The following is a 21,173-nucleotide window of genomic DNA, read 5'->3' on the forward strand; positions in this document are numbered from 1 at the left end:
GCTTTACCCGCAGCCACCATCTCACTTCATGTTATAGATTATGACAACCATAAAAATCCTTTTGAAATTATTCGCAACATTATTAGTTATACAGATGGATTCGGACATCCAAATTGGCAACCGGATAAACTCGTGCTTTTTTATCAGAGTAACCACAGTGCGGATGCCGCTTAAAAAGTTTCTGCACTCGGAAAAATTACTCGCTGCGCTCGCAATTTTTCGATGAGCAAGGCGTTATGTCAGATGAGGCCGAAAAAATGAACCTATTAATGCCATGCATGGAATGCTTTCGAGAGCTAGGCTACCCTACAAGCGAATTTGCATTGCTCGAGTTTCGAGATGACGGACGATATGAAATATGCTGCTCCCGTGGGCATAGATCAGTAACCGTCTTGCAACAACAGAAATTCGAAATTCTCTTTGATATAGGGGCAAATGCGATTCTGGATGGGTATTATCGGGAGGCAGTATCCTCATTTACATCAAGCTTGGAGCGTTTTTACGAGTTCTGCATAAAAGTCCTCTGTAGAAAAAGAGGTATCAAATCCGATGTCTTCTCAATGGCGTGGAAGAAAGTATCTAATCAGTCTGAAAGGCAACTTGGAGCCTTTTTATTTCTTTGGGCGAGCGAATTTGGGGAAGTGCCAGATCTGTTATCAAGTAAAAATGCAGGATTTAGAAACAATGTGATTCATAAAGGAAAAATCCCGACAAAAGAAGAGTCACTGGAGTACGGAAACACAGTATTGGCTATTATACGCCCAAAAATCTCTCAGCTTAAATCTGTTTGTGATGATCAAATAAGGGAAGTCACGTTCGAACATATCCGAGACTGTTCCAGCCACGGGGAAGGAGAGGTGCCTGGTGGAACGATGTGCGCAAACACCATAGTCAGCCTCACAACAGCCGAAGAAAGACATAATAGCCAGACTTTAGAAGAAGCTCTGGCACGACTTTTGGAAAGGCGAGACATAGTGACATCAACCGAAAGCATAACAAAGGTGTGAAAACGACATGCCTACGCGTTGCTCCTGTACGCAATTTACAGCGGTGTTAATCATGCTTTTCCGAACGACTGCTCTTGGCCGAAAGTGGGCATGGGGCGTGCCCTTCGCTGCGAAGGAATGGATGCACAGCCTTGTGGTGAGGGAAGATGGTATAGCGAATGGTATAACAAAAACCCAAAAAACCAAGAAAAACATTTAAAACAGATAGTTAATTAACCATATCGAATTCTGAAGAGGCCGCCATCAACGTATCTCACGCCACTACAAAACTCTTGAACACCCAGCATCACTTAACGGCCTACGCTCACTCGTGATACTCCTATCACGTGCTGATGTTTCGCCAACCACACTGCTCAGACAGTTGTGCTCTAAGCTGTCATACGGCATTCGAGTGATCTGTGCCATGTCAGAGGCAGCGAGCTTGACGTCTTACCGCGTTCATGGCGCAACATTGTGCGGAGGTGTATTGAATCGTCTTGAGTCACTTCCTGCTACGGGGAGCATTGCCCTCCTTCAACCCTCTGTTTTCATATGAAAGCGCTCTCGATAGACCCCAGGGCTAAGTCCTACGCGTTGACGAAACAGCCTCGTAAATGAGCTCACGTCGCTATAGCCAACTTGAACCACAATTTCTTCAACACTATGGGAGCTGCTGTCGAGGAGCGCACGGGCTGTTTCCAGCCGCAACTCCTGCAGGTAGACCAGCGGTGTCTGGTTCATGACGGCGCGAAAGCGCCTGATCAGCGTTCTATCGCTGACAGCAAGTGCTTTGGCAAGATCCGTCATCCGCACACGTTTCGACATATGGCGTTGCAGCCACTGCTGAGCCCGGCTTACCAGAGCATCTGAGTGCTGCTTCCTCGCCAGCAAGGGGAGGTAGGGAATCTGGCTCACCTGACTCACATCTATCAGCATGGTCTTCGCACATTGCGATGCGATAACAGGTCCGGCACAGCGCTCGATAACACGTATCGTCTGAATCAAGTACGACGCTGAGGCGCCTGCGCACATCAGGCGATCATCTTCCGTCACTACGGACTGAAGCCGAAGGTCCACCTCTGGGAACCTCTCGCGAAACTGGCGCTCAAGCCACCATGTGGTAGTGGCCACTCGCTCATTCAGCAGGCCTGTTTGTGCAAGAACAAACGTACCGGTGCAATTGGCCGCCACCCAGGCCCCTGCCTTCCATTGCTGCAACAGCCACTCACTTGCCCCCGCTTGCTGTGCGAGGAAGTGATCGAACTCACGCGAACCGCCGTAAAAAACGCTAGGAACGAACACCAGATCATAATGCTGCCGTGTGTCCAGCGGATGCGTTTGCAAAGGAAGGCCATTGCTCGCGGTGATGGGGCCTCCCGCGGCTGAGACAAAGTCCCAGTGAAAGTAAGCCGACACCGGCGCCTGAGCGAGACGCAGATGGGAATTTGCCACATTCAGGATGTCGGCAAAGCCCGCCGCAGTCGATGCATAGCACTGATCAAGAGTGAGAATGGCTGCATGGGGCATAGGATGTCGTAAATCGCATACTTTATGTCATTTTACACACTGTATGTGGATGCCATAGGCCTGTCCAATGTCGATGACCACCGTCGTCTCCCATCTACCGGAACAGGACCCTTCCTCATGGAGCGAAGCGAAGCCATTCAGTGCAGTGTCCACGACAGCATCATGCACATACGTATTGACCGGCCTGAAAAACGCAATGCGATCACCATGCCGATGTTCACTTCACTTACCGCAGCCCTGAACGACGCCGAACAACGGGATGATGTGCTCTGCATTGTGGTAACAGGCAATGGTGAGAGCTTCTGCGCAGGACATGACCTGAAAGCCTTCGAGGAGTGGCCTCAACAGCCCGAGGACCCGGTGCCATGCTTTTTGCATGCCATCGCCAACGTGCGCAAGCCGCTAGTCATCGCTGCGCATGGCTCTGCTGCGGGAATAGGCGTCACCTGGCTTCTGCATGCTGACTGGGTCGTCACAAGCGCTGAAACGACGTTCAAGCTACCCTTTGTCGCCCTGGGCATCGCTCCCGAGGCGGCAAGCTCTATGCTGCTTCAGCGCGCCATAGGGCTTCCGCGTGCCAAGCGCTTGATCTTCGGTGGAGAGGCCTTCACAGGTGAAGAGGCGTATCAGTGGGGGCTCGTCGCAGAGCTATCACCGCCTGAAGAGCTGCAAGAACGGGCATTTGAGCGCGCAAGAGACTTCGCATCAAAGGACCCCATCATACTTCGGCGCATAAAGGACTGGTTGCATCCCGGCGATGAGTATCACCAGCGCATTGACCAGGAAGTGGAAGAAATCAATGCGGCGGTGGTTCGCAGGAGGGCATCCAAAGAGCATTAGGGAATCAGACACCCAACACTAAGGCGGACAATCCCCTCCCCTGGGCTATCTCTTCGATATGGGGAGAGCCCGGGTCCAAGGATGTGATGGACACCTGGCAGTCAATCGAGCGGGACTACCGTCGAGATAACTCCCGCACTACGTCCAAGCAAACGATAAAGGCGCGCCCCTCGGCACGCCTTTCACTGCGATTCTTCTACGAATTCAGGTGATCAACGCTTAGCGCAAATCAGCCTTCGCAGCTTTCGCCCAACCAGCGGCCTTCCTGATGGATGGTGACCTGCTGGCCGTTATCCATGTCGATCACGCTGGCGAAGTGCTCGTCGCTGTGGAGGGTGATGTCCGCATCGAAGCTGGTGCTGCGTGCACCGGCGGTGCATGAGGCCTGGGCGTCGATGGCGTTGCCATCACGGTCGATGGTGATGCCCTCACAGCCAGATTCGGTCCAGTCCTTGCGCATAGTGGCGGCCAGGTCATCGGACTCTTCTGCAGTCATGCACTGGGTAGTGGTTCTTTCTTCGGTCATCTCGGCGGGCAGCTGTGCGCCTTCCATGCTCTGGGTGATCTCCCACTGGCCCGGCTTGAGATCTGCAGCCAGGGCGGTGGATGATACGGCAACGAGCAGTGTCGCAAGCAGAAGGTGACGTGACATGGATCCATCCTGTCGATAAGTGAAGCTCAGTATCCTATCAACGCCAAGGACACACTGCATAAATTACGGCGCTCGACATCTCGACTACTGGCGGTGCTCACGATCCTTATTTTACCGCATGTAAACTCCGGTCTTTCCGCTCCGGCAGCGACCGACCTGTCATCGCTCGAAACATGTATTCAGCGTTTCCCTAATACTCGGTGAACACCGTGCCCGGCAGATCACACGGCTAGCTCGACCGCGCCTTCTCAGGGCCTTCTCAGGGGGCTGCTCAGGGCCTGCTTATGCCAGGCTGACGGCGGCGGCACCTGCTGGAGCGATGACGTGGCTCAGCATGGAGGCCACCTTGGCGGAGTGGGACTGCGCCATGCGTGTCGCGGTTTCCTCGACGTAGGGTCCCATCTCGTGCGGGTCCAGCGCACGCTGCACCATTCCCAGGTACTCGGCCTGATCGGCACCATAGTCACGGTTGCCCAGGGCTACCTGGCCGACGCCATAGTCACGGCCGAAGGCGCCGAAATAGATCGATGCCAATGAATCGCGCGCGTCACTCTGTTGGAGACCCGCCATGGCGGTTTCCATCGGCATGAAGCGGGCCTTGCCTCGGGCGGCGATACAACTGTCACAGGCCATGGCCAGCTCGTGACCACCGTAACGGGCAATCCCTTCTACCCGGGCGATGGTCACCTGGGGCAGTTGACCAATACGGGTCAACAGTGCCTTGAAGTCCTGATAGGCGTATTCATTGCGGACGTTGAACTTTCCATCCAGCTGCTGGCAGCTGCTGCCACCAATCTGGGCGTTGAAGATATCGGGATGACGCGACTGAAAGACCACGACGCTGATAGTGACGTCCAGCTCCAGCTGCTGTACCACTGTGGTCAACTCTTCCAGTGCCAGCTCACTGGAGTGTTCGGTGGGCGCGTCGCTAAAGCTGATCCGGGCGATAGCGTCGTCGATCTGAACATCTAGGGTGGCAAGCTTCTGGTAGCGCATGGGGTGTCTCCGCTGGCATGGTCGCTTGGTGATGTTGGCTTAGCGACACTGTTCTGTTGTCGTCGTTGTCTAAGCCAACTTAGCGTGCCGTTGGACCAAGCAGAATAGCTACTTTCCGCTTTCAGAATTTAGGTTTTCTATATAATGCCAGAGCACTTGATGTAAACGCTTGAAGCCGCGAGATAATACCCTCCCCTCATCTTTCAGGAGTCAGCGCATGGATACCGACGGCTTGCGCCTGTTTGTCCTGGCGGCGGAAACACTGAATATCAGCGCAGCCGGACGTCAGCTGGGAATCGCCCCCGCCGTAGCCAGTGCTCGACTGTCGAAGCTGGAAACCCAGGTGGGGGCCGACCTGCTGCACCGTTCGACCCGCAAGGTCTCGCTCTCACCGGAAGGCGCCGCCTTTCTGCCTTTTGCCAGGGAAATGCTGGCCCAGGCAGATGCCGGGCTTGCGGTGCTTGGCAAGGACAGCGAAGACGTGGTCGGCCGACTGCGTTTCGCCGCATCCAGCACCTTCGCCCAGCAGTACATTGCTCCTATCCTCCCGGAGTTTCTAGAACGTTATCCGGGCATCAGCGTCGATCTCCGGCTCTCCGATACCCAGATGAACCTGATCGAGGGCGGTTATGACCTGGCCCTGCGCAACTATCCCATCGAGGACAGCAGTCTCAAGGCGCGCAAGCTGGCCGACGATCGCCGTATCCTGTGCGCCTCCCCCGGTTATCTGGAACGCTACGGGGTGCCCACATCCCCCCAGCAACTGGCCGAACATAGCCTGTTGGTGTTCCAGGACGGGGCGCCCCGCGCGCTGGCCAAGCATGGCGTCAGAACCCCCCACACCTTTCCCCCCGCCGGGATCAAGCCGCGGGTGTACTGCGATGACGGCGCCAGCATGAGATACGCCGCGGTGGCGGGAGTCGGCATCACCATGCATGCGCTCTGGAGCGTTCGCCACAACCTCGACCAGGGCAATCTCATTCGCGTGCTGCCGGACTACGAAGTGGACGATCGATCGGCAATCTGGCTGGTCTACCCAAAGTCCAGCGTGGTCACGGCCAAGGTCCGGGTGTTTATCGATTTTCTGCTGGAAAAGATCGGCGACCCGCCAGTCTGGGAGCGCTAAAAACGGCGCGGGCTATGTCGTCACGGGCCAGCTTCGCGAAATGGAAGAAACTGATTCCGGCCTCATGGCGTTTTTCTGCCGTGGCGATTCGGACATCCTGAGCAGCAACTCAACCCCTGACTCAGGAGTCGCACCATGTCCGCAACCACCAAGTCCGCCAGCACCCTCTCCACCAGCACCATGCACGCCATGGTCCTCAACGCCTACGGCCCCGACGCACCCTTTGAGCCGGCGACCCTGCCGCGCCCCACGGTGACACCGGGTCACGTGCTGGTGCGCGTCAGCGCCACCAGCGTCAACACCATCGACACCATGATCCGGCAGCTCGGCCAGGAAGAGCTGCCCATCGCGCCGGCCCTTCCCGCCGTGCTCGGCATGGACTTCGCCGGTACCGTGGTCGAGGTCGGCGAAGGCGTCACCGACGTTGCACCGGGGGATGAGGTCTACGGCTGCGCTGGCGGCCTGGGTGATCTGCAAGGCACCCTGGCGGACTACATGCTGGCAGATGCTCGGCTGATTGCCCGCAAGCCTGATCGCCTGTCCATGCGCCAGGCAGCAGCACTGCCGTTGGTGGCGATCACTGCCTACGAGGGTCTGACGCGGTCAGGCGCAGGTAACGGCCACAAGGTGCTGGTCCATGGCGGCGCCGGTGGCGTTGGGCATGTGGCAGTGCAACTGGCCAAGCACTTCGGCTGCGAGGTCTTCGCCACCGGGTCTGGCGCCGCCCAGCTGGCCCAGATCGAGGCCTTCGGCGCGACCGCCATCGACTTCAAGGAACAGTCCGTCGAGGACTACGTGCAGCGTTACACCGACGGCGCCGGTTTCGATGTCATCTTCGACAGCGTCGGGGGGAGCAACCTGCTCAACTCCTTCAATGCCGTAGCGCTGAATGGTCAGGTGACCACTACCCTGTCTCTGGCAGAACTGGACATGTCGGCGGCACACTTCAAGGGCGCATCGCTGCACGTGATCTTCATGCTGATTCCGATGATTCACAATGTCGGCCGCGAGGTTCATGGCACGATCCTGGCGCGCCTGGCAGAGATCATCGATGCCGGTGCACTGACCCCATTGGTCGACGACCACCGCTTTGGCCTTGGCGATGTCGGCCAGGCGTATGCTCATCTCACCTCCGGCAAGGCCGTGGGCAAGGTGGTGGTAGAGCTGGACGCCGAAAGCGACGCCTGATCGCCCCGCCAGGCGGCCCGGCCAACCATGCCTGGCCACGGCGCGATTATTGCGTCCTGAAAGACAAAGGGCTCGCCATCAGGCGAGCCCTTTGTCTATGGCAAACGCGAGTGGCGACCTGCGCAGCATACGCAGGGGCCAACCCCGGCTCCTGTCCTGTCACCGCTCCACTCTCTTGCTCTAGGAAAACCACCGCGCCAGCTTGACCCGCGCCAGTTGTCGATGCTCTTCCTTGACGTAGGAGGCCACGGTGATCAGTGCCACCGCCAGCATACCCATGTCGTCGGTGTAGCCAATCAGCGGGGTCAGATCCGGCAGCGCGTCGATGGGAGAAATAAAGTAGCCCAGCGCCCCATAGATGGTGGTCTTGGCCCACACCGGGGTGTCCTTGTCGCGAGCGGCGTAGTACAGCGTCAGCGCCCGTGACAGGGTGACCTCGCCAGCGGCCTTGGCATAACGGCTGACCTTGGCCCAGAAGCGTTCGTCCGAATAGTGTTCCGCGTGATCTGGTTCATCGGCCAGGATCACTTCTTGCCTGGTGTTGTCATTCATCTCATCAACCTCCTGATCAGCTACCGGCAGCCTGGCCTCATTCCGTGAGCCAAGCCAGCACTGCGTCAATGCCTGCCTGGACGAGTCGCTGGATAGCGCGCCATTGAATGCCTTACCTGCACCGCATGGGCTGCGGGATCTGCACCGCGGACGCCGGGCACCGCTCGGCTGAGGTATGCAGCCCTTGCTTAGTGAAGCAGGACTGCCGCGGCGACTTCAATGGGTCTGCTGGGCGGGCACTGGCATCGATCTGCGTCCGCCCAGGGCTCATCCATTACCTGGGGTCCAGTATGACGCCAGCATAGCGCGATCTTCCTTAACCCCGGATAGATTGTTGTCGCAAACGAAAAAGTGTTTCGGCCCCAGGTGCCTTTTTCCCGTCAGCTTGCGACAGCACACTCGTGCCATGACCCTTCTGTTGATGCCTTACATAAGGCAGGAGCCACAATGAGCTTGCAACGTTTGACCCAGGGGCCTCTCACCATTGGTCTTGAGCTCCCCCTGGATAACGACTGGAGCCAGCCGGGCGAGGCGTCGAGACGACGGGACGATCGCCCCTTCGGCGTACCGGATCTGAGCGCTCACCTGGAGCGCGCCCAGCTGGCGGACCAACTTGGCTTTCGCGCGCTGTGGCTGCGCGATGTTCCCCTCTACGACCCCAGCTTCGGTGACGCCGGCCAGGTGTTCGAGCTGTTCACGTACCTGGGGTATCTCGCGGCATCTACCCGGCAGACCCTGCTGGGTACCGCGGCAGCCGTGTTGCCGCTGCGCATGCCGTGGCTGGTAAGGAAGGCCGCCGCCAGCGTGCAACACCTCAGCCACAACCGCCTGCTGCTGGGCGTCGCCAGCGGAGACCGCCCGGTGGAATACCCCTTGTTCGGTGTGCCGTTCGAGCAGCGAGGTGAGGCCTTTCGCGATGCGGTAGCGGTGCTCAAGGGCGATGCCGACCAGCGCCTTGACGCGGGACAGGCCCTGCTGCCGGAGGCAGAGCAGCCACCATTGCTGGTCGCCGGTCTGGCTCAGCAGCGCCCCGACTGGGTCGGGCAGCACATGGACGGCTGGCTGGCCTACCCAGGCACCCCCGACGACCACGTTCGAAGAGTCGACCTGTGGCGCAGGGTGGCCGGCGACAAGCCCTACGTCAGCTTCATCCACCTGGACCTGGCCGAGAACCCTGAGGAACCGCCACGCCGACATCGCTTCGGCCTGCGGGTCGGCAGCCAGGGCCTGATTCAAGAGCTGACGGCCATGCAGGCTGCAGGTGTCAACCACATCGGGCTTAACCTGCGGCGCACCCAGGCCCCGATCGAGGATACCCTGCAGCGCCTGGCTGCCGAGGTACTGCCCACCTTTCACCACGACGCTGAGGCGTCGTCGTCTTCTACAACGCAACAGGATGTTACCCATGCCCCAGCATGACACCTTCAAGGCCTGGACTTGGCACGAGCCGGGGGAGCCGCTGTCCCTCACCCTGGAAGATCACGAGATGCGCCCCGCCGAGGCCGGTGAGGTCATCGTCGATACCAGGGCCATCGGCCTGAACCCGGTCGACTGGAAATTCATCGCCATGGAAAGTCGCCTGTGGCAGCCCGGTCAGATTCCCGGTGTCGATGCGGCCGGCGTGGTGATTGACGCCGGCCCTGGCGTCGACCACCTGGCACCCGGCGACCGTATTGCGGTACACACCTCACTGGCCGGGCCCGGCACCTTTGCCACCCGACTCAGGCTGCCCGCCCGTGCGGTCATGCGGCTTCCGGATGGTATCGACTTCATCACCGCGGCGGCGTTCCCGTGCCCGGTGTTGACCGCCTGGCAGGCCATCGAAAAGCTGCCCGACACGACCGGTGCGCAGCTGCTGGTGTCCGGCGGCTCAGGCAGTGTGGGGCGTATCATCGTGCAGCTGGCCAAGGCGCGTGGCTTCCACGTGATCGCCATGTCCTCTCCCGAACGCCATGAACTGCTGTACGCCCTGGGGGCCGACGAGGCCATCAGCTCACCCCATCAGCTGACGGCACCGCTCTTCGCCGTCATCGATACCGTGAACGGCGAGCACGCCCGCCAACTGTCACAGCATCTGGGCGCCAATGGCCATGTCGTATGTGTACAGGACCGCTTGGACGGCCCAGTGGCGCCGCCGTTCGAGCGTGCCCTGTCCCAGCATGAGGTGGCGTTGGGCGCATTACACATGACCGGCACCGACCAGGACTGGCAGGCGCTGGTCAACGCTGGAGAGACACTGCTGAATCAGGTGGCCGAAGGTGCCCTGTCGCTGTCCGATGTGGCGGTGGATGAGTTTGATGCGCTGCCGACCCGCCTGAGCGAGCTCAAGCACGGCCCGCGGCAGGCAGGCAAGCTGGTCATCCGCGTAGACGGCTAGGCGGTAGACGGCTTAGCGGCGCAAGGGCTGGCGACAGAGCGTCGCCCGCCGCTGTCAGATGGTGCGGTCAGACAGAGCGGTCAGGCGGAGCGGTCAGGCGGAGCGGTCAGGCGGAGCGGTCCGCCACTGGGCCAAGGGGGCCGGCCGCCTTGCCGTACATCTCGGCAAAGCCTGGGATATACGCCTCCCACTTGGGGGGCGTGCCGACCATCTCGCGCAGAATCTCGATAAACCGCCGGGTCCGCAGCGGCATCTCGCGATGGGGATACAACAAGGTGATGATGCCAAAGGCCGGTAGCGGCAGGTCGGTCATCAGCGGCACGATCTTGCCCTCCTTGACCTCATCACTCATGGCAAAGGCTGGCAGCACGCCAATGCCCATCCCAGCCATCACGCCCCGTTTCACCACTTCCGCCTCACTGGTACGCATCTGGCTGTTGAGCGGCAGCTTCTGCTCTCGTCCCTGTTCGTCCAGATAGGGCAGGTAGTCCACCTGAAACTCGAGGGAGCTGAAGGTCAACGCGGGCAGCCGCGACAGTGTGGCGAGATCGCGGGGCTCTCCATGGCGCTCGATAAATTCCGGGCTTGCACCAATCAGCAGATGGTTCGGTGCCAGCGGCGAGGATACCAGCGTCGAGTCCTGAATATCCCCCACCCGCAGGACCAGGTCGTAGCCCTCCCCGATCACGTCGACCCGACGCTCCTCCAGCTGCAGATCCACTTCGACGTCAGGATAGTGTTCGCGAAAGCGACGCATGGCCTCGAAGCCCAGGCAGCGACCAAGAATGCCGGGAGCACTGATCTTCAACCTGCCGCTGGGTGCCTGCTGCAGGTTCTCTGCCAGCGCCTGAGTGTTATACATCCATTCCCGCAGCTCGCGGCCCTGCTGCACCATGGCAAAGCCTGCCTGGGTCAACGACAGCGAGCGGGTAGAACGATTGAGCAGGCGGACGCCCAGCTCCTGCTCGAGCCTCGCGATATGCTTGGACACGACGGACCGATCCAGCTCACGCCGCTTTGCCGCCTCAGAGAAACTGCCAAGTTCCGCTACGTCTACCAGCAGCAGCAGTCGGCTGGGTTGGTCCATCGTGTCTTTCCTCGTGTGGGGGTTGGGAGCAGGGGGCCCGGGGCTGAGGTCCCGGCGCTGGGATCTCGGGGCTGGGATCTCGGCCTGAGACTGTGGGGGCGATTGATTCAGCATAAAACCGTGCATATGTGGCAACAATAATGTGCGACCAACCGGTCTAATACAACCCCCAATCAACGATTACACTGGCCAACCTTTTTTCGAGGAGTCGCCAGATGTCACATCTCAGCCCCCCGCGCGACCCCCAGGTGGCGTCGCAATCTCCCTCTCGCACCCTGCCCAGTGCCAGCATTCCCTCTGCTGGCCGTCTGCTTCTCGGGGTGCTGGGGATGGCCAGCCTTGGCCTGTTGCTGGCGGCTTGCCAGCCCAGCGAGGGCCAGTCGAACCAGAATGCCTCAGGCGCGGCCAGCGAGGCCCCCGCCGTCGAGGTCGTCGAGGCCGTGCGCCAGCCGGTCTCGAACTGGTATCGCTACACCACGCGCCTCGAGGCACCGGAGCGGGTCACCCTGCGTCCCCGGGTGACCGGCCAGGTCGCCGACATTCTGTTCGAGGAAGGCAGCCTGGTCGAACAGGGACAGCCCTTGGTGCGCCTGGACCTGGCCCCCTTCGAGGCACGTGTACGTGAGCTGGAAGCCCAGCTCGCCCGAGGCAAGGCAGAGCAGGCCCGGGCCAACGGCGAGGCCAATCGCGCCAATCAGCTGGTTGGCCGCAACCTGATGGCCCGCGAGGAAGCCGAAGCACGCCGGGCAGGCGCCCAGGCCCAGGGTGCACAGGTCGCGTCCCTGCAGGCCCAGCTCGACAGCGCGCGCCTGGACCTGGCACACGCCGAGGTCACCGCGCCGATCAGTGGGCGCGTCTCGCGTGCCGACCTGACCGTGGGCAACGTGGTCAGCGCCGGGCAAAGCGTGTTGACCACGATTGTCAGCACCGACCAGGTCGACGCCTACTTCGATATCGATGAACGCACCTGGAATCGCGACTTCGCGGCGGTGACAGCCGACCAGGGCTGGCCGGTGGAGCTGCAGCTCGCTGGCCAGGATGAGTTTGCCTTCGAGGGCCAGCTCGACTTCATCGACAACCAGGTGGATGAAGCCACCGGCACCCTGCGAGTGCGTGCCCGCTTCGATGCGGCGCATCCGTCCCTGCGTCCCGGCGCCTTTGCCAGGGTGAGACTCGCCGCTGCACGTGACCGCGAGGGTGTGCTGGTGCCCGACCGTGCCATCGGCACCGACCTGGACGCCAACTTTGTGCTGGTGGCTGGCGATGACGGCACCCTTGCCTACCGCAAGGTGACCACCGGTGCCCGTTTCGGCGCCTGGCGCGAGATCACCGAAGGCCTGGAGGGTGGCGAGCCGGTGGTCGCGGCAGGACCGTCGAAGTTTGGCCCCGGCATGGCGGTGTCTCCCCAGGTCATCGACGGGCCGGACCGCTCCACGCTGGAACAGCTGCGCCAGCGCACCGAACGCCTGGCCCAGCGGCTGGGCGGTTCGTCCGGCGAGATTGCGGACACACAGCCAGCGCCGAGCGCCAAGGGCCCTGCTGACGCGCTTGCCGCGGACAGTGCCGCGGGCGGCGACGAAGCACAGGAGCGTTCATGAATCTGTCGAGTTTCTTCATTCGCCGTCCGGTGTTCGCGGCGGTCCTGTCGATACTGATCGTGGTGGCCGGAAGCCTGGCGCTGGTCAAGCTGCCGATCTCGGAGTATCCCGAGGTGGTGCCGCCCACGGTCGTGGTCAAGGCCAACTACCCAGGCGCCAACCCTGAAGTCATCGCCAAGACCGTGGCGACGCCCCTGGAGCAGGAGATCACCGGGGTGGAGGGAATGCTGTACATGGATTCCCAGTCCACCGCCGATGGCAACCTGACGCTGACCGTGACCTTCGCCCTCGGCACCGACCTGGACCAGGCCCAGGTCAACGTCCAGAACCGTGTTGCCCGCGCCACTCCCCGCCTGCCCCAGGAGGTTCAGGCCCTGGGCGTGACGACCGAGAAGTCGTCTCCCAACCTGACGATGGTGGTCCACCTGACCTCACCCGACGGTCGTTACGATCAGCTGTGGCTATCGAACTTCGCGCGGCTGAACCTGCAAGACGATATCGCTCGCCTCGATGGTGTCGGTGATGTGCAGCTGTTCGGCGCCGGCGAATATGCCATGCGGGTGTGGCTGGATCCTGACGCGGTGGCTTCCCGTGGCCTCAGCGCCAGCGATGTGGTGGCCGCCCTGCGCGAGCAGAACCAGCAGGTCGCGGCGGGTAGCCTGGGCGCACAACCGGCGCCCAGCGAGAGCCAGTTCCAGCGCCTGCTCAACGTCAAGGGACGGCTGTCGTCGCCCGAGGAATTTCGCGACATCGTGATCCGCGTGGACGACGATGGCCGTATTACGCGCCTGGGTGACGTGGCGCGGGTCGAGCTGGGGGCTGACCAGTATGCCCTGCGCGCTCAGCTCGATGGCAAGGACGCGGTCGCCATGCCGGTCTTCCAGCGCCCCGGCTCCAATGCCATTGCGCTGTCCGATGGCGTGCGCGACTACATGTCCGAGGCGGCCAAGGCCTTCCCCGATGGCGTGGGCTACGACATCGTCTATGACCCCACCGTCTTCGTGCGCGGCTCCATCGAGGCGGTGGTCCACACCCTGCTCGAGGCGGTGCTGCTGGTGGTGGTCGTGGTCGTGCTGTTCCTGCAGACCTGGCGCGCCTCCCTGATCCCGTTGATCGCGGTACCGGTCTCGCTGATCGGCACCTTTGCGGTGATGCAGTTGATCGGGGTATCGATCAACACCCTGTCGCTGTTCGGGCTGGTGCTTGCCATCGGCATCGTGGTGGATGACGCCATCGTCGTGGTGGAGAACGTGGAGCGTAACATCGAGCTCGGCCACTCCCCCTACGAGGCGACCCAGATCGCCATGCGTGAAGTGACCGGTCCGATCATTGCCATCGCCCTGGTACTGACCGCCGTGTTCGTGCCGACCGCTTTCATCAGCGGTCTGACGGGTCAGTTCTACCAGCAGTTCGCCCTGACCATCACCATCTCGACGCTGATCTCGGCCTTCAACTCGTTGACCCTGTCACCGGCGCTGTCGGCCCTGTTGCTCAAGCCGCATGGGGCGAAGCCGGACTGGCTGACCCGGGTGATCGATGGCCTGTTTGGACGCTGGCTGTTCGCCCCGTTCAACCGTGCCTTTGCCGCCATGTCGCGGGGCTATACAGGTCTGATTCGCCGCCTGCTGCGCTTCGGTCTGATCGTCGGCCTCGGTTATCTGGCGCTGCTCGGTCTGACCGGCAAGCTGTTCCAGGAAGTGCCGGGCGGTTTTATCCCCTCCCAGGACAAGCAGTATCTGGTGGCGATGGCCCAGCTGCCCGACGCGGCAAGCCTTGAGCGCACCAGTGAGGTCATCAGCGAAATGCAGGAGATTGCGCTGTCGACCCCGGGTGTCGCCCATACCGTGGCCTTCCCTGGGCTATCGGTGAACGGCTTCGTCAATGCCTCGAATTCGGGCATCGTGTTCACCCCGCTGGATGCGTTCGAGGATCGCCAGTCGCCGGAGCTGTCTGCCAGCGCCATTGCGGCTCGCTTGAACGCCCAGTTCAGCCAGATCGACGAGGCCTATGTGGCGGTCTTCCCGCCGCCGCCGATTCTGGGACTTGGCACCACAGGAGGCTTCAAGTTGCAGCTGCAGGACCGCGGCAACGTGGGGTTCACCGGCCTGTTCGACGCGACCCAGGCGGTCGTGGCAGCGGCCAACCAGGATCCGCGCTTGGCCGGCGTGTACTCCAGCTATCGGATACAGGTGCCGCAATTTGACGTGGAGGTGGACCGCGAGCAGGCGTTGGTGATGAATGTCTCGCTGGATGCGGTATTCGACACCCTGCAGATCTATCTGGGCTCGCTCTACGTCAATGACATCAACCGCTTTGGCCGCACCTATCAGGTACGCGCCCAGGCCGATGCCGAATATCGCCTGGATGCCGAGGCCATTCGTCAGCTCAAGGTGCGCAGCAACGACGGTCGGATGATCCCGCTGGGCAGCTTCGTCGACGTCAGCCCCACCACGGGACCTGACCGGGTAATGCACTACAACACCTTCGTCAGCGCTGATATCAACGGCTCACCCGCGCCCGGCATGTCCAGCGATCAGGCCAAGCAGGCCATCGAGGAAGTGCTGGCCGACACCTTGCCTTCCGGTGTGGACTACGAGTGGACCGAGGTGACCTATCAGCAGGTGCTGGCAGGTAACACCATGATCTACGTCTTCCCGCTGGTGGTGCTGCTGGTGTTCCTGGTGCTGGCGGCCCAGTACGAGAGCTGGTCACTGCCCTTCTCGATCATCCTGATCGTGCCGATGACACTGCTGTCTGCCATGGCCGGGGTGTGGCTGACCGGGGGAGACAACAACATCTTCACCCGTATCGGACTCATCGTGCTGGTGGCGCTGGCCTGCAAGAACGCGATTTTGCTGGTGGAGTTTGCCAGGGAACAGCAGGACCAGGGGCAGTCGCGCCTCGACGCCGTGCTGACCGCTTGCCGCCTGCGCCTTCGTCCGATCCTGATGACCTCGGTGGCCTTCACCGCGGGTGTTATCCCGCTGATGCTGGCTAGCGGCGCCGGCAGCGAGATGCGTCAGGCCATGGGCGTGGCGGTGTTCTACGGGATGATTGGCGTCACCGTCTTCGGCCTGCTGCTGACTCCGCTGTTCTACGTTGGCGTGCGCCGCATGGTGGAACGCAAGCGCGCCAACTCTAGCCCCAGCGCTCCCGCACTGGAGGGCGATGCCCCTCATCATTGACCGCGCGCAGTGCGCGAGCACTGCAACGAGTTCCAATGCTGTTTCGATGACAGCCCTCTTGCCCCGGCCTACCCCAGCCGGGGCTTTTTTGGTCCATCGCCGACAACGGTAAACAGGTAAGGCTTGGGACAAGGGGAACACAGAACTGGCGGCGCGCCCACGAAAGCCCATGCCGGCCACCTCGGCGAGGCGGCCCACAAAGGATGAATCAGCAAGGATGTATGAGGAAGACCGGCTCAGGAAGACTGAATCAGGAAGGATAGATCAGTGCGGACGATCCTGGCGCAGGGCTTCGATGGCATCGGCCATATCCTCGGCGAGGGCGTGCACCGCAGCGCTGTCGACATCACGCTGAGCAAAGGCCCGCAGTCCCATCACTTCGGCCTGCATCCGGCGGCCGAGGCGCACCGGATCTGCCCCAGCGGGAAGCTCCTGGGCATCACGCGCTGCTTCAAAACGTTCGACAAAGCGCTGCTCCATCGCCACCAGCAGGGTCTCCGCCTTGGACAACGCCACCTGTTCACGCTCGCCCAGCTCCAGCAGGCTCTTCATCAACATGCAGGCGCGGCTGGGCACTTCGCTGTCACGCAGGCCTCCCAGCTTGCGCAAATAGGCGGCAAGCCCGGATAGCGGTGACGGGTGCTCGGCCATGATGCGTTCCAGCTCTACCAGGGCCAGACGGGCATAGCGTTCAAGGGCTTCCTGAAACAGCGCATCCTTGCTGCCAAAGGTGGCGTAGATGCTGCCAGGACGCATGTCGAGCACCCGTTCCAGATCCTTGAGCGAAGTCGCATGAAAGCCTTTCTGCCAGAACAGGTGCAGCGCTCGTTCCAGTGAGTCCTGGCGATTATGCAGTGTGGCTCGCGGCATGGTGAATCCGATGTTCCCGGTCAGTGGCTGACCTTCAGAAAATTGAGTGTTCGCTCAAATTTTATCTTGAGTGATCGCTCAGGTATAGCTAGAGTATGCCGGAACGGCTTTCAGCACGGTCTGCTGGCGGCCAATTTTGAGCAATCGCTCAACAAAACGGACTCAATGGCGGGTGCAACGCTTTAGGCTGCCACGGCCTGCGCCCTGACCACAGACGCCATCACACAGGAGGCAACATGACTCGCTTCACTCTCCATGACAAGCAAAGTGCCCCAGCCGACAGCCAGGCACTGCTCGACAACTCCGTCAAGGCGTTCGGCATGGTCCCCAACCTGCATGCGGTCATGGCCGAGGCGCCGGGCCTGCTGGAAGGCTACCAGCAGCTGCACCAGCTGTTCCTGGACTCCAGTTTCGATGCGGACGAAACCACCGTGGTGTGGCAAACCATCAACGTGGAGCACAACTGCCACTACTGTGTGCCGGCGCACACCGCCATCGCCAAGCAAATGGGCGTGGACGATGCGGTCAGCGATGCCCTGCGCAACGAAACCCCGCTGCCCAACGAGCGCCTCGAAGCCCTTCGCACCTTCACCCTGAGCATGGTACGCGAGCGCGGATTCGTGGATGCCGATGCGGTCCAGGCCTTCCTGGATGCCGGCTACACTAAGCGCCAGGTACTCGAGGTCGTGCTGGCACTGTCACAGAAGGTGATGAGCAACTACACCAACCACCTGGCCGACACTCCGGTAGACGAACCCTTCGCCAAGTTTGACTGGCACAAGGCAAAGTAAGTCGTGACTGGGCAACGGACCACCCTGCAATGCTACCTTGGCCCGTTACCCATCACACTGCCCTCCTCGCCATCTGTGCTGCTCTCAAGGACCGATCCTCCATAATGCAGATCGCGCCTGAAACCGATAGCGTAGGTGCGAGGCAGCTAAGGAATAGCGAGTCAAGGCAAGCTCGTCCATTGCAAGGAGGTGATATGAGTGATCACGCAATTCCCAAGGTGCTGGTCTTCGACGTCAACGAGACGCTGCTCGACCTGACCCACCTGGAGCCACTGTTCGAGCGGCTGTTCGGCGACCCTGGAATGCTGAGGGAGTGGTTTGCCCAGTTGATCCTTTACTCACAGACCATGACCCTGTCGGGGCTCTACACCCCGTTTGGACAGCTCGGCGCTGGCGCGCTGCGGATGACAGCCGATATCCATGACATCGCCCTTGAGCAAAGCGATATCGATGAGCTGGCATCTCGCATCGGCTCCATGCCCGCACATCCGGATGTGGCCCCAGCGCTTGAACGGCTGAAGGCAGCAGGCTTCCGCCTGGTGACCCTGACCAACTCTGCCCCGGGCGCCTCACCGTCGCCACTGGAAAGGGCCGGGCTGAGCGACTATTTCGAGCGCAGCTTCAGTGTCGAGCCGGTCAGGCAATTCAAGCCCGCCGCATCCACCTATGCTCAAGTCGCCCAGGAGATGCAGGCCGAAGGGCATGAACTGTGCCTGATAGCGTGCCATTTGTGGGACACCATTGGCGCCCAGGCATGCGGCTGGCAAGGGGCACTGGTCCTGCGTCCCTACAACGCTCTGCTACCGGCGCAGAACGTCCCGATGCCTGACTATATCACCGATAACCTGTCACAACTGGCAGATCAATTGATCACTTAACCCTATGTTATATATTGGTTTCTAATTCCAAGCAGTAGCAGGACAGGGCGGTCTCAATGAGTAAGTGCAATAGTCACTATACCGACGATTTGCTCCACCGCACGTTACGCGAACGATGCAGCTGTAGCTGAAAAGACTTAAGGGTTTGCGCTGGCGTCGCCCGACGACTTCAGCGCTTCTCTTATTCAGCACGTCTCTCATTCAGCGCTTCTCTAGGCACCAGCAATAATCTGGCGAATTGATAGACGGCTATCGACAGGTGGCTATCAACAGAGCGGTCAGGCCATATGTGACAATTGTCACCTCAAGATGCCGAGACTGACTTTTTCTTTTGCCTGGTCTTGCCAGATCTTCACGCTTTTCATCTCTCTCGTTTTTTCTTGCGCTGTTGCCCCCTCTTTCTCTCTCCCCTCTTTCCTCTCCCGTGGCGCCTCTTACAGTGCCTCGCTTCTCCGGGCGCTCGTTCAGAATGCGCTGCGACATCTGGTCAACCACTCACTGCAAGATGCACCCAACCGCAGGTGTCCTTAGGAGCATTAGGAGCATTAGGAGCATTAGCGGCATTTACAATAAACCTACAAAGTAACAATGCCGTCGATCTCGTCAGTAAATACCGGGAAATAATAGGGTTAATCAACGAATCGGAGTCATTCTCACCTGTTGCCGTAGCGGAGATCTGGCTCAGCCGAGGTTTTCAGCACATAAACTCAGCGAACGTTATCTATACTCGGCCTGGGAACAAATAAGAACCCATCGCTAGATTTCGTGATTCAGAGCAAGCGCTATCGTCAGGGAGACGTCAAGGTGTTCAAAAATCCTAAGTTGCCAACAGGCTCGGCCCACTGGTGCCACTGGCTGACGGCCAGTCTGGCGCTGTCCATGTCGGCCTCTGCCCTCGCCCAGGACGACAGTGCGTCACAGGAACAGGACTCCGAGAGTTCGGGCAAGCCGAACATTCTGGTGCTGTGGGGTGACGACATTGGCCAATCCAACATTTCTGCCTTTACCCACGGACTGGTGGGCTACCAGACCCCCAACATCGACCGCATTGCCGACGAAGGCATGATGTTCACCGACTACTACGGTGAGCAGTCCTGTACCGCCGGCCGCTCCTCGTTCATCACCGGGCAAAGTGTGTTCCGCACGGGTCTGTCCAAGGTGGGCCTGCCGGGTGCCGAACAGGGTATCAGCGAAGAAGATCCGACCATCGCTGCCATGCTTAAGGCAGAAGGCTATGCCACCGGTCAGTTCGGCAAGAACCACCTGGGTGATCGCGACGAGCACCTGCCCACCAACCACGGCTTTGATGAGTTCTTCGGCAACCTCTACCACCTGAATGCCGAGGAAGAGCCGGAACACCCCGACTATCCTGGCGATCTGGAAATGGCAGACGGTCGCACCTTCCGTGAGACCTATGGTCCCCGCGGCGTGATCAAGTCCACCGCCGATGGTCAGATCGAAGACACTGGTCCGCTGACCAAACAGCGTATGGAAACCGTCGACGACGAGACCTCCGCTGCGGCACTGGACTTCATCGAGCGCAAGACCGCTGAAGGCACCCCGTGGTTTGTATGGTGGAATGCCACGCGCATGCACTTCCGTACCCACGTCAAGGACGAGCTGCGCGGCGTCTCCGGCCAGAACGAATACGCCGACGGCATGGTCGAGCACGACATGCATATCGGCCAGTTCCTCGAAAAACTGGACGAACTGGACATCGCCGACAACACCATCGTGTTCTACTCCACCGACAACGGGCCGCACATGAACACCTGGCCTGATGCGGGCATGACCCCGTTCCGTGGTGAGAAGAACACCAACTGGGAAGGCGGCTGGCGTGTTCCGGCCATGGTGCGCTGGCCGGGCCACATCGAGGAGGGCGCGATTTCCAATGAAATCATGCACCACATGGACTGGATGCCCACCCTGCTGGCGGCGGTCGGCAACGACACCGTCAAGGAAGACCTGATGGAAGGTGGCGTAGAAGCCATCGGCCGGGAGTACAACGTTCACCTGGACGGCTACAACTTCCTGCCGCTGCTGACCGGCGAGACAGAAGAAGGTCCACGCAACGAGGTGTTCTACTTCTCGGACGACGGTGACCTGACCGCCCTGCGCTACGACGACTGGAAGCTGGTGTTCATGGAGCAGCGTGTTGAGGGCACCTTCGAAGTCTGGGCCAACCCCTTCACACCGCTGCGCGTGCCGCTGATGTTCAACCTGCGCCGCGATCCCTATGAGCGTTCACAGCTGACGTCCAACACCTACTATGACTGGCTGCTGGAGCACTCCTTCCTGCTGGTGCCGGCCCAGGCCTACGTGGGTACCTTCCTCGAGACCTTCAAGGACTTCCCGCCCCGCATGAAGGCGGCAAGCTTCAGTCTCGACCAGGTCATGGAGGCCCTCGAGCAACCCGCCAGCGTTCAGTAACGCTGCATTGCCAGGATACAGGCCGCTCCCCAGGGAGCGGCCTGTTGCGTCATGACGACCGATCGCTCCAGCGACCTGCCCTTCATCGAG

General features: G+C 60.6%; 17 protein-coding genes. 11 read left to right on the forward strand and 6 right to left on the reverse strand.

Going from position 1 to position 21,173, the window contains the following annotated elements:
- Positions 1 to 236: 236 nt before the first annotated feature.
- Complete coding sequence (locus KUV41_RS02255; RefSeq protein ID WP_222483963.1) at positions 237 to 1,007, forward strand: hypothetical protein; 771 nt, start codon at positions 237 to 239, stop codon at positions 1,005 to 1,007.
- 513 nt (positions 1,008 to 1,520) lie between these two features.
- Here the strand turns inward: KUV41_RS02255 and KUV41_RS02260 are convergent.
- Positions 1,521 to 2,513: a GlxA family transcriptional regulator gene (locus KUV41_RS02260; RefSeq protein ID WP_222483965.1), complete on the reverse strand. Its 993-nt coding sequence runs from the start codon at positions 2,511 to 2,513 to the stop codon at positions 1,521 to 1,523.
- A gap of 117 nt (positions 2,514 to 2,630) precedes the next feature.
- Between KUV41_RS02260 and KUV41_RS02265 the strand changes: the two genes are divergently transcribed.
- Positions 2,631 to 3,353, forward strand: a complete 723-nt coding sequence (locus KUV41_RS02265; protein ID WP_222483967.1) for an enoyl-CoA hydratase/isomerase family protein — start codon at positions 2,631 to 2,633, stop codon at positions 3,351 to 3,353.
- A gap of 229 nt (positions 3,354 to 3,582) precedes the next feature.
- Here KUV41_RS02265 and KUV41_RS02270 read toward each other — a convergent pair whose 3' ends face one another.
- Both KUV41_RS02270 and KUV41_RS02275 read right to left on the reverse strand, forming a co-directional pair.
- Positions 3,583 to 4,005, reverse strand: coding sequence for a DUF3617 domain-containing protein (locus tag KUV41_RS02270; protein ID WP_222162823.1), 423 nt, complete (start codon positions 4,003 to 4,005; stop codon positions 3,583 to 3,585).
- Between the two features lie 282 nt (positions 4,006 to 4,287).
- Complete coding sequence (locus tag KUV41_RS02275) at positions 4,288 to 5,001, reverse strand: enoyl-CoA hydratase/isomerase family protein (protein ID WP_222483969.1); 714 nt, start codon at positions 4,999 to 5,001, stop codon at positions 4,288 to 4,290.
- 217 nt (positions 5,002 to 5,218) lie between these two features.
- Between KUV41_RS02275 and KUV41_RS02280 the strand changes: the two genes are divergently transcribed.
- Entirely contained in the window at positions 5,219 to 6,127 is a 909-nt protein-coding gene (locus KUV41_RS02280) for a LysR family transcriptional regulator (RefSeq protein WP_222483971.1), read from the forward strand.
- A 135-nt stretch (positions 6,128 to 6,262) separates the two neighbouring features.
- Complete coding sequence (locus KUV41_RS02285) at positions 6,263 to 7,315, forward strand: zinc-dependent alcohol dehydrogenase family protein (RefSeq protein WP_261395885.1); 1,053 nt, start codon at positions 6,263 to 6,265, stop codon at positions 7,313 to 7,315.
- 180 nt (positions 7,316 to 7,495) lie between these two features.
- Here the strand turns inward: KUV41_RS02285 and KUV41_RS02290 are convergent, their stop codons facing one another.
- Positions 7,496 to 7,867, reverse strand: coding sequence for a YkvA family protein (locus KUV41_RS02290; protein ID WP_206941055.1), 372 nt, complete (start codon positions 7,865 to 7,867; stop codon positions 7,496 to 7,498).
- Positions 7,868 to 8,314: 447 nt separating this feature from the next.
- Between KUV41_RS02290 and KUV41_RS02295 the strand changes: the two genes are divergently transcribed.
- Both KUV41_RS02295 and KUV41_RS02300 read left to right on the forward strand, forming a co-directional pair.
- The gene (locus KUV41_RS02295) at positions 8,315 to 9,286 is read left to right on the forward strand and encodes a TIGR03571 family LLM class oxidoreductase (protein WP_222237532.1); all 972 of its coding nucleotides are present in this window, start codon (positions 8,315 to 8,317) and stop codon (positions 9,284 to 9,286) included.
- The gene (locus KUV41_RS02300; RefSeq protein ID WP_222483976.1) at positions 9,273 to 10,244 is read left to right on the forward strand and encodes an alcohol dehydrogenase catalytic domain-containing protein; all 972 of its coding nucleotides are present in this window, start codon (positions 9,273 to 9,275) and stop codon (positions 10,242 to 10,244) included. Before KUV41_RS02295 ends, KUV41_RS02300 begins: the two co-directional genes overlap by 14 nt.
- A gap of 106 nt (positions 10,245 to 10,350) precedes the next feature.
- Here KUV41_RS02300 and KUV41_RS02305 read toward each other — a convergent pair whose 3' ends face one another.
- Positions 10,351 to 11,331 (reverse strand): LysR family transcriptional regulator, encoded by a 981-nt coding sequence (locus KUV41_RS02305; RefSeq protein ID WP_222483977.1) that lies wholly within the window; start codon positions 11,329 to 11,331, stop codon positions 10,351 to 10,353.
- 215 nt (positions 11,332 to 11,546) lie between these two features.
- Here KUV41_RS02305 and KUV41_RS02310 point away from each other — a divergent pair, with 215 nt between their 5' ends.
- Together KUV41_RS02310 and KUV41_RS02315 are read left to right on the forward strand one after the other, a co-directional pair.
- Positions 11,547 to 12,929, forward strand: a complete 1,383-nt coding sequence (locus KUV41_RS02310; protein WP_222483978.1) for an efflux RND transporter periplasmic adaptor subunit — start codon at positions 11,547 to 11,549, stop codon at positions 12,927 to 12,929.
- Positions 12,926 to 16,114 (forward strand): efflux RND transporter permease subunit, encoded by a 3,189-nt coding sequence (locus KUV41_RS02315; protein WP_222483980.1) that lies wholly within the window; start codon positions 12,926 to 12,928, stop codon positions 16,112 to 16,114. The genes KUV41_RS02310 and KUV41_RS02315 overlap by 4 nt, the downstream gene beginning before the upstream one ends.
- A 264-nt stretch (positions 16,115 to 16,378) precedes the next feature.
- On the opposite strand, the gene KUV41_RS02320 is transcribed toward KUV41_RS02315, so the two are convergent.
- On the reverse strand, positions 16,379 to 16,984 hold the full coding sequence (locus tag KUV41_RS02320; protein WP_206941066.1) for a TetR/AcrR family transcriptional regulator: 606 nt from the start codon (positions 16,982 to 16,984) through the stop codon (positions 16,379 to 16,381).
- Positions 16,985 to 17,220: 236 nt separating this feature from the next.
- Here KUV41_RS02320 and KUV41_RS02325 point away from each other — a divergent pair, with 236 nt between their 5' ends.
- The 3 genes from KUV41_RS02325 (at position 17,221) to KUV41_RS02335 (ending at position 21,083) form a co-directional block, all read left to right on the forward strand.
- Positions 17,221 to 17,775 carry a carboxymuconolactone decarboxylase family protein gene (locus tag KUV41_RS02325; RefSeq protein WP_206941068.1) on the forward strand — a complete coding sequence of 185 codons (555 nt, stop codon included), beginning with the start codon at positions 17,221 to 17,223 and terminating at the stop codon, positions 17,773 to 17,775.
- Between the two features lie 194 nt (positions 17,776 to 17,969).
- A complete protein-coding gene (locus tag KUV41_RS02330; protein ID WP_222483983.1) occupies positions 17,970 to 18,653 on the forward strand; it encodes a haloacid dehalogenase type II in 684 nt (227 codons plus the stop codon).
- A gap of 804 nt (positions 18,654 to 19,457) precedes the next feature.
- Entirely contained in the window at positions 19,458 to 21,083 is a 1,626-nt protein-coding gene (locus tag KUV41_RS02335) for an arylsulfatase (protein ID WP_222483991.1), read from the forward strand.
- Positions 21,084 to 21,173 lie beyond the last annotated feature (90 nt).

This window comes from Halomonas sp. DP8Y7-1 (genome assembly GCF_019801685.1).
Taxonomy (GTDB): domain Bacteria; phylum Pseudomonadota; class Gammaproteobacteria; order Pseudomonadales; family Halomonadaceae; genus Halomonas; species Halomonas litopenaei_A.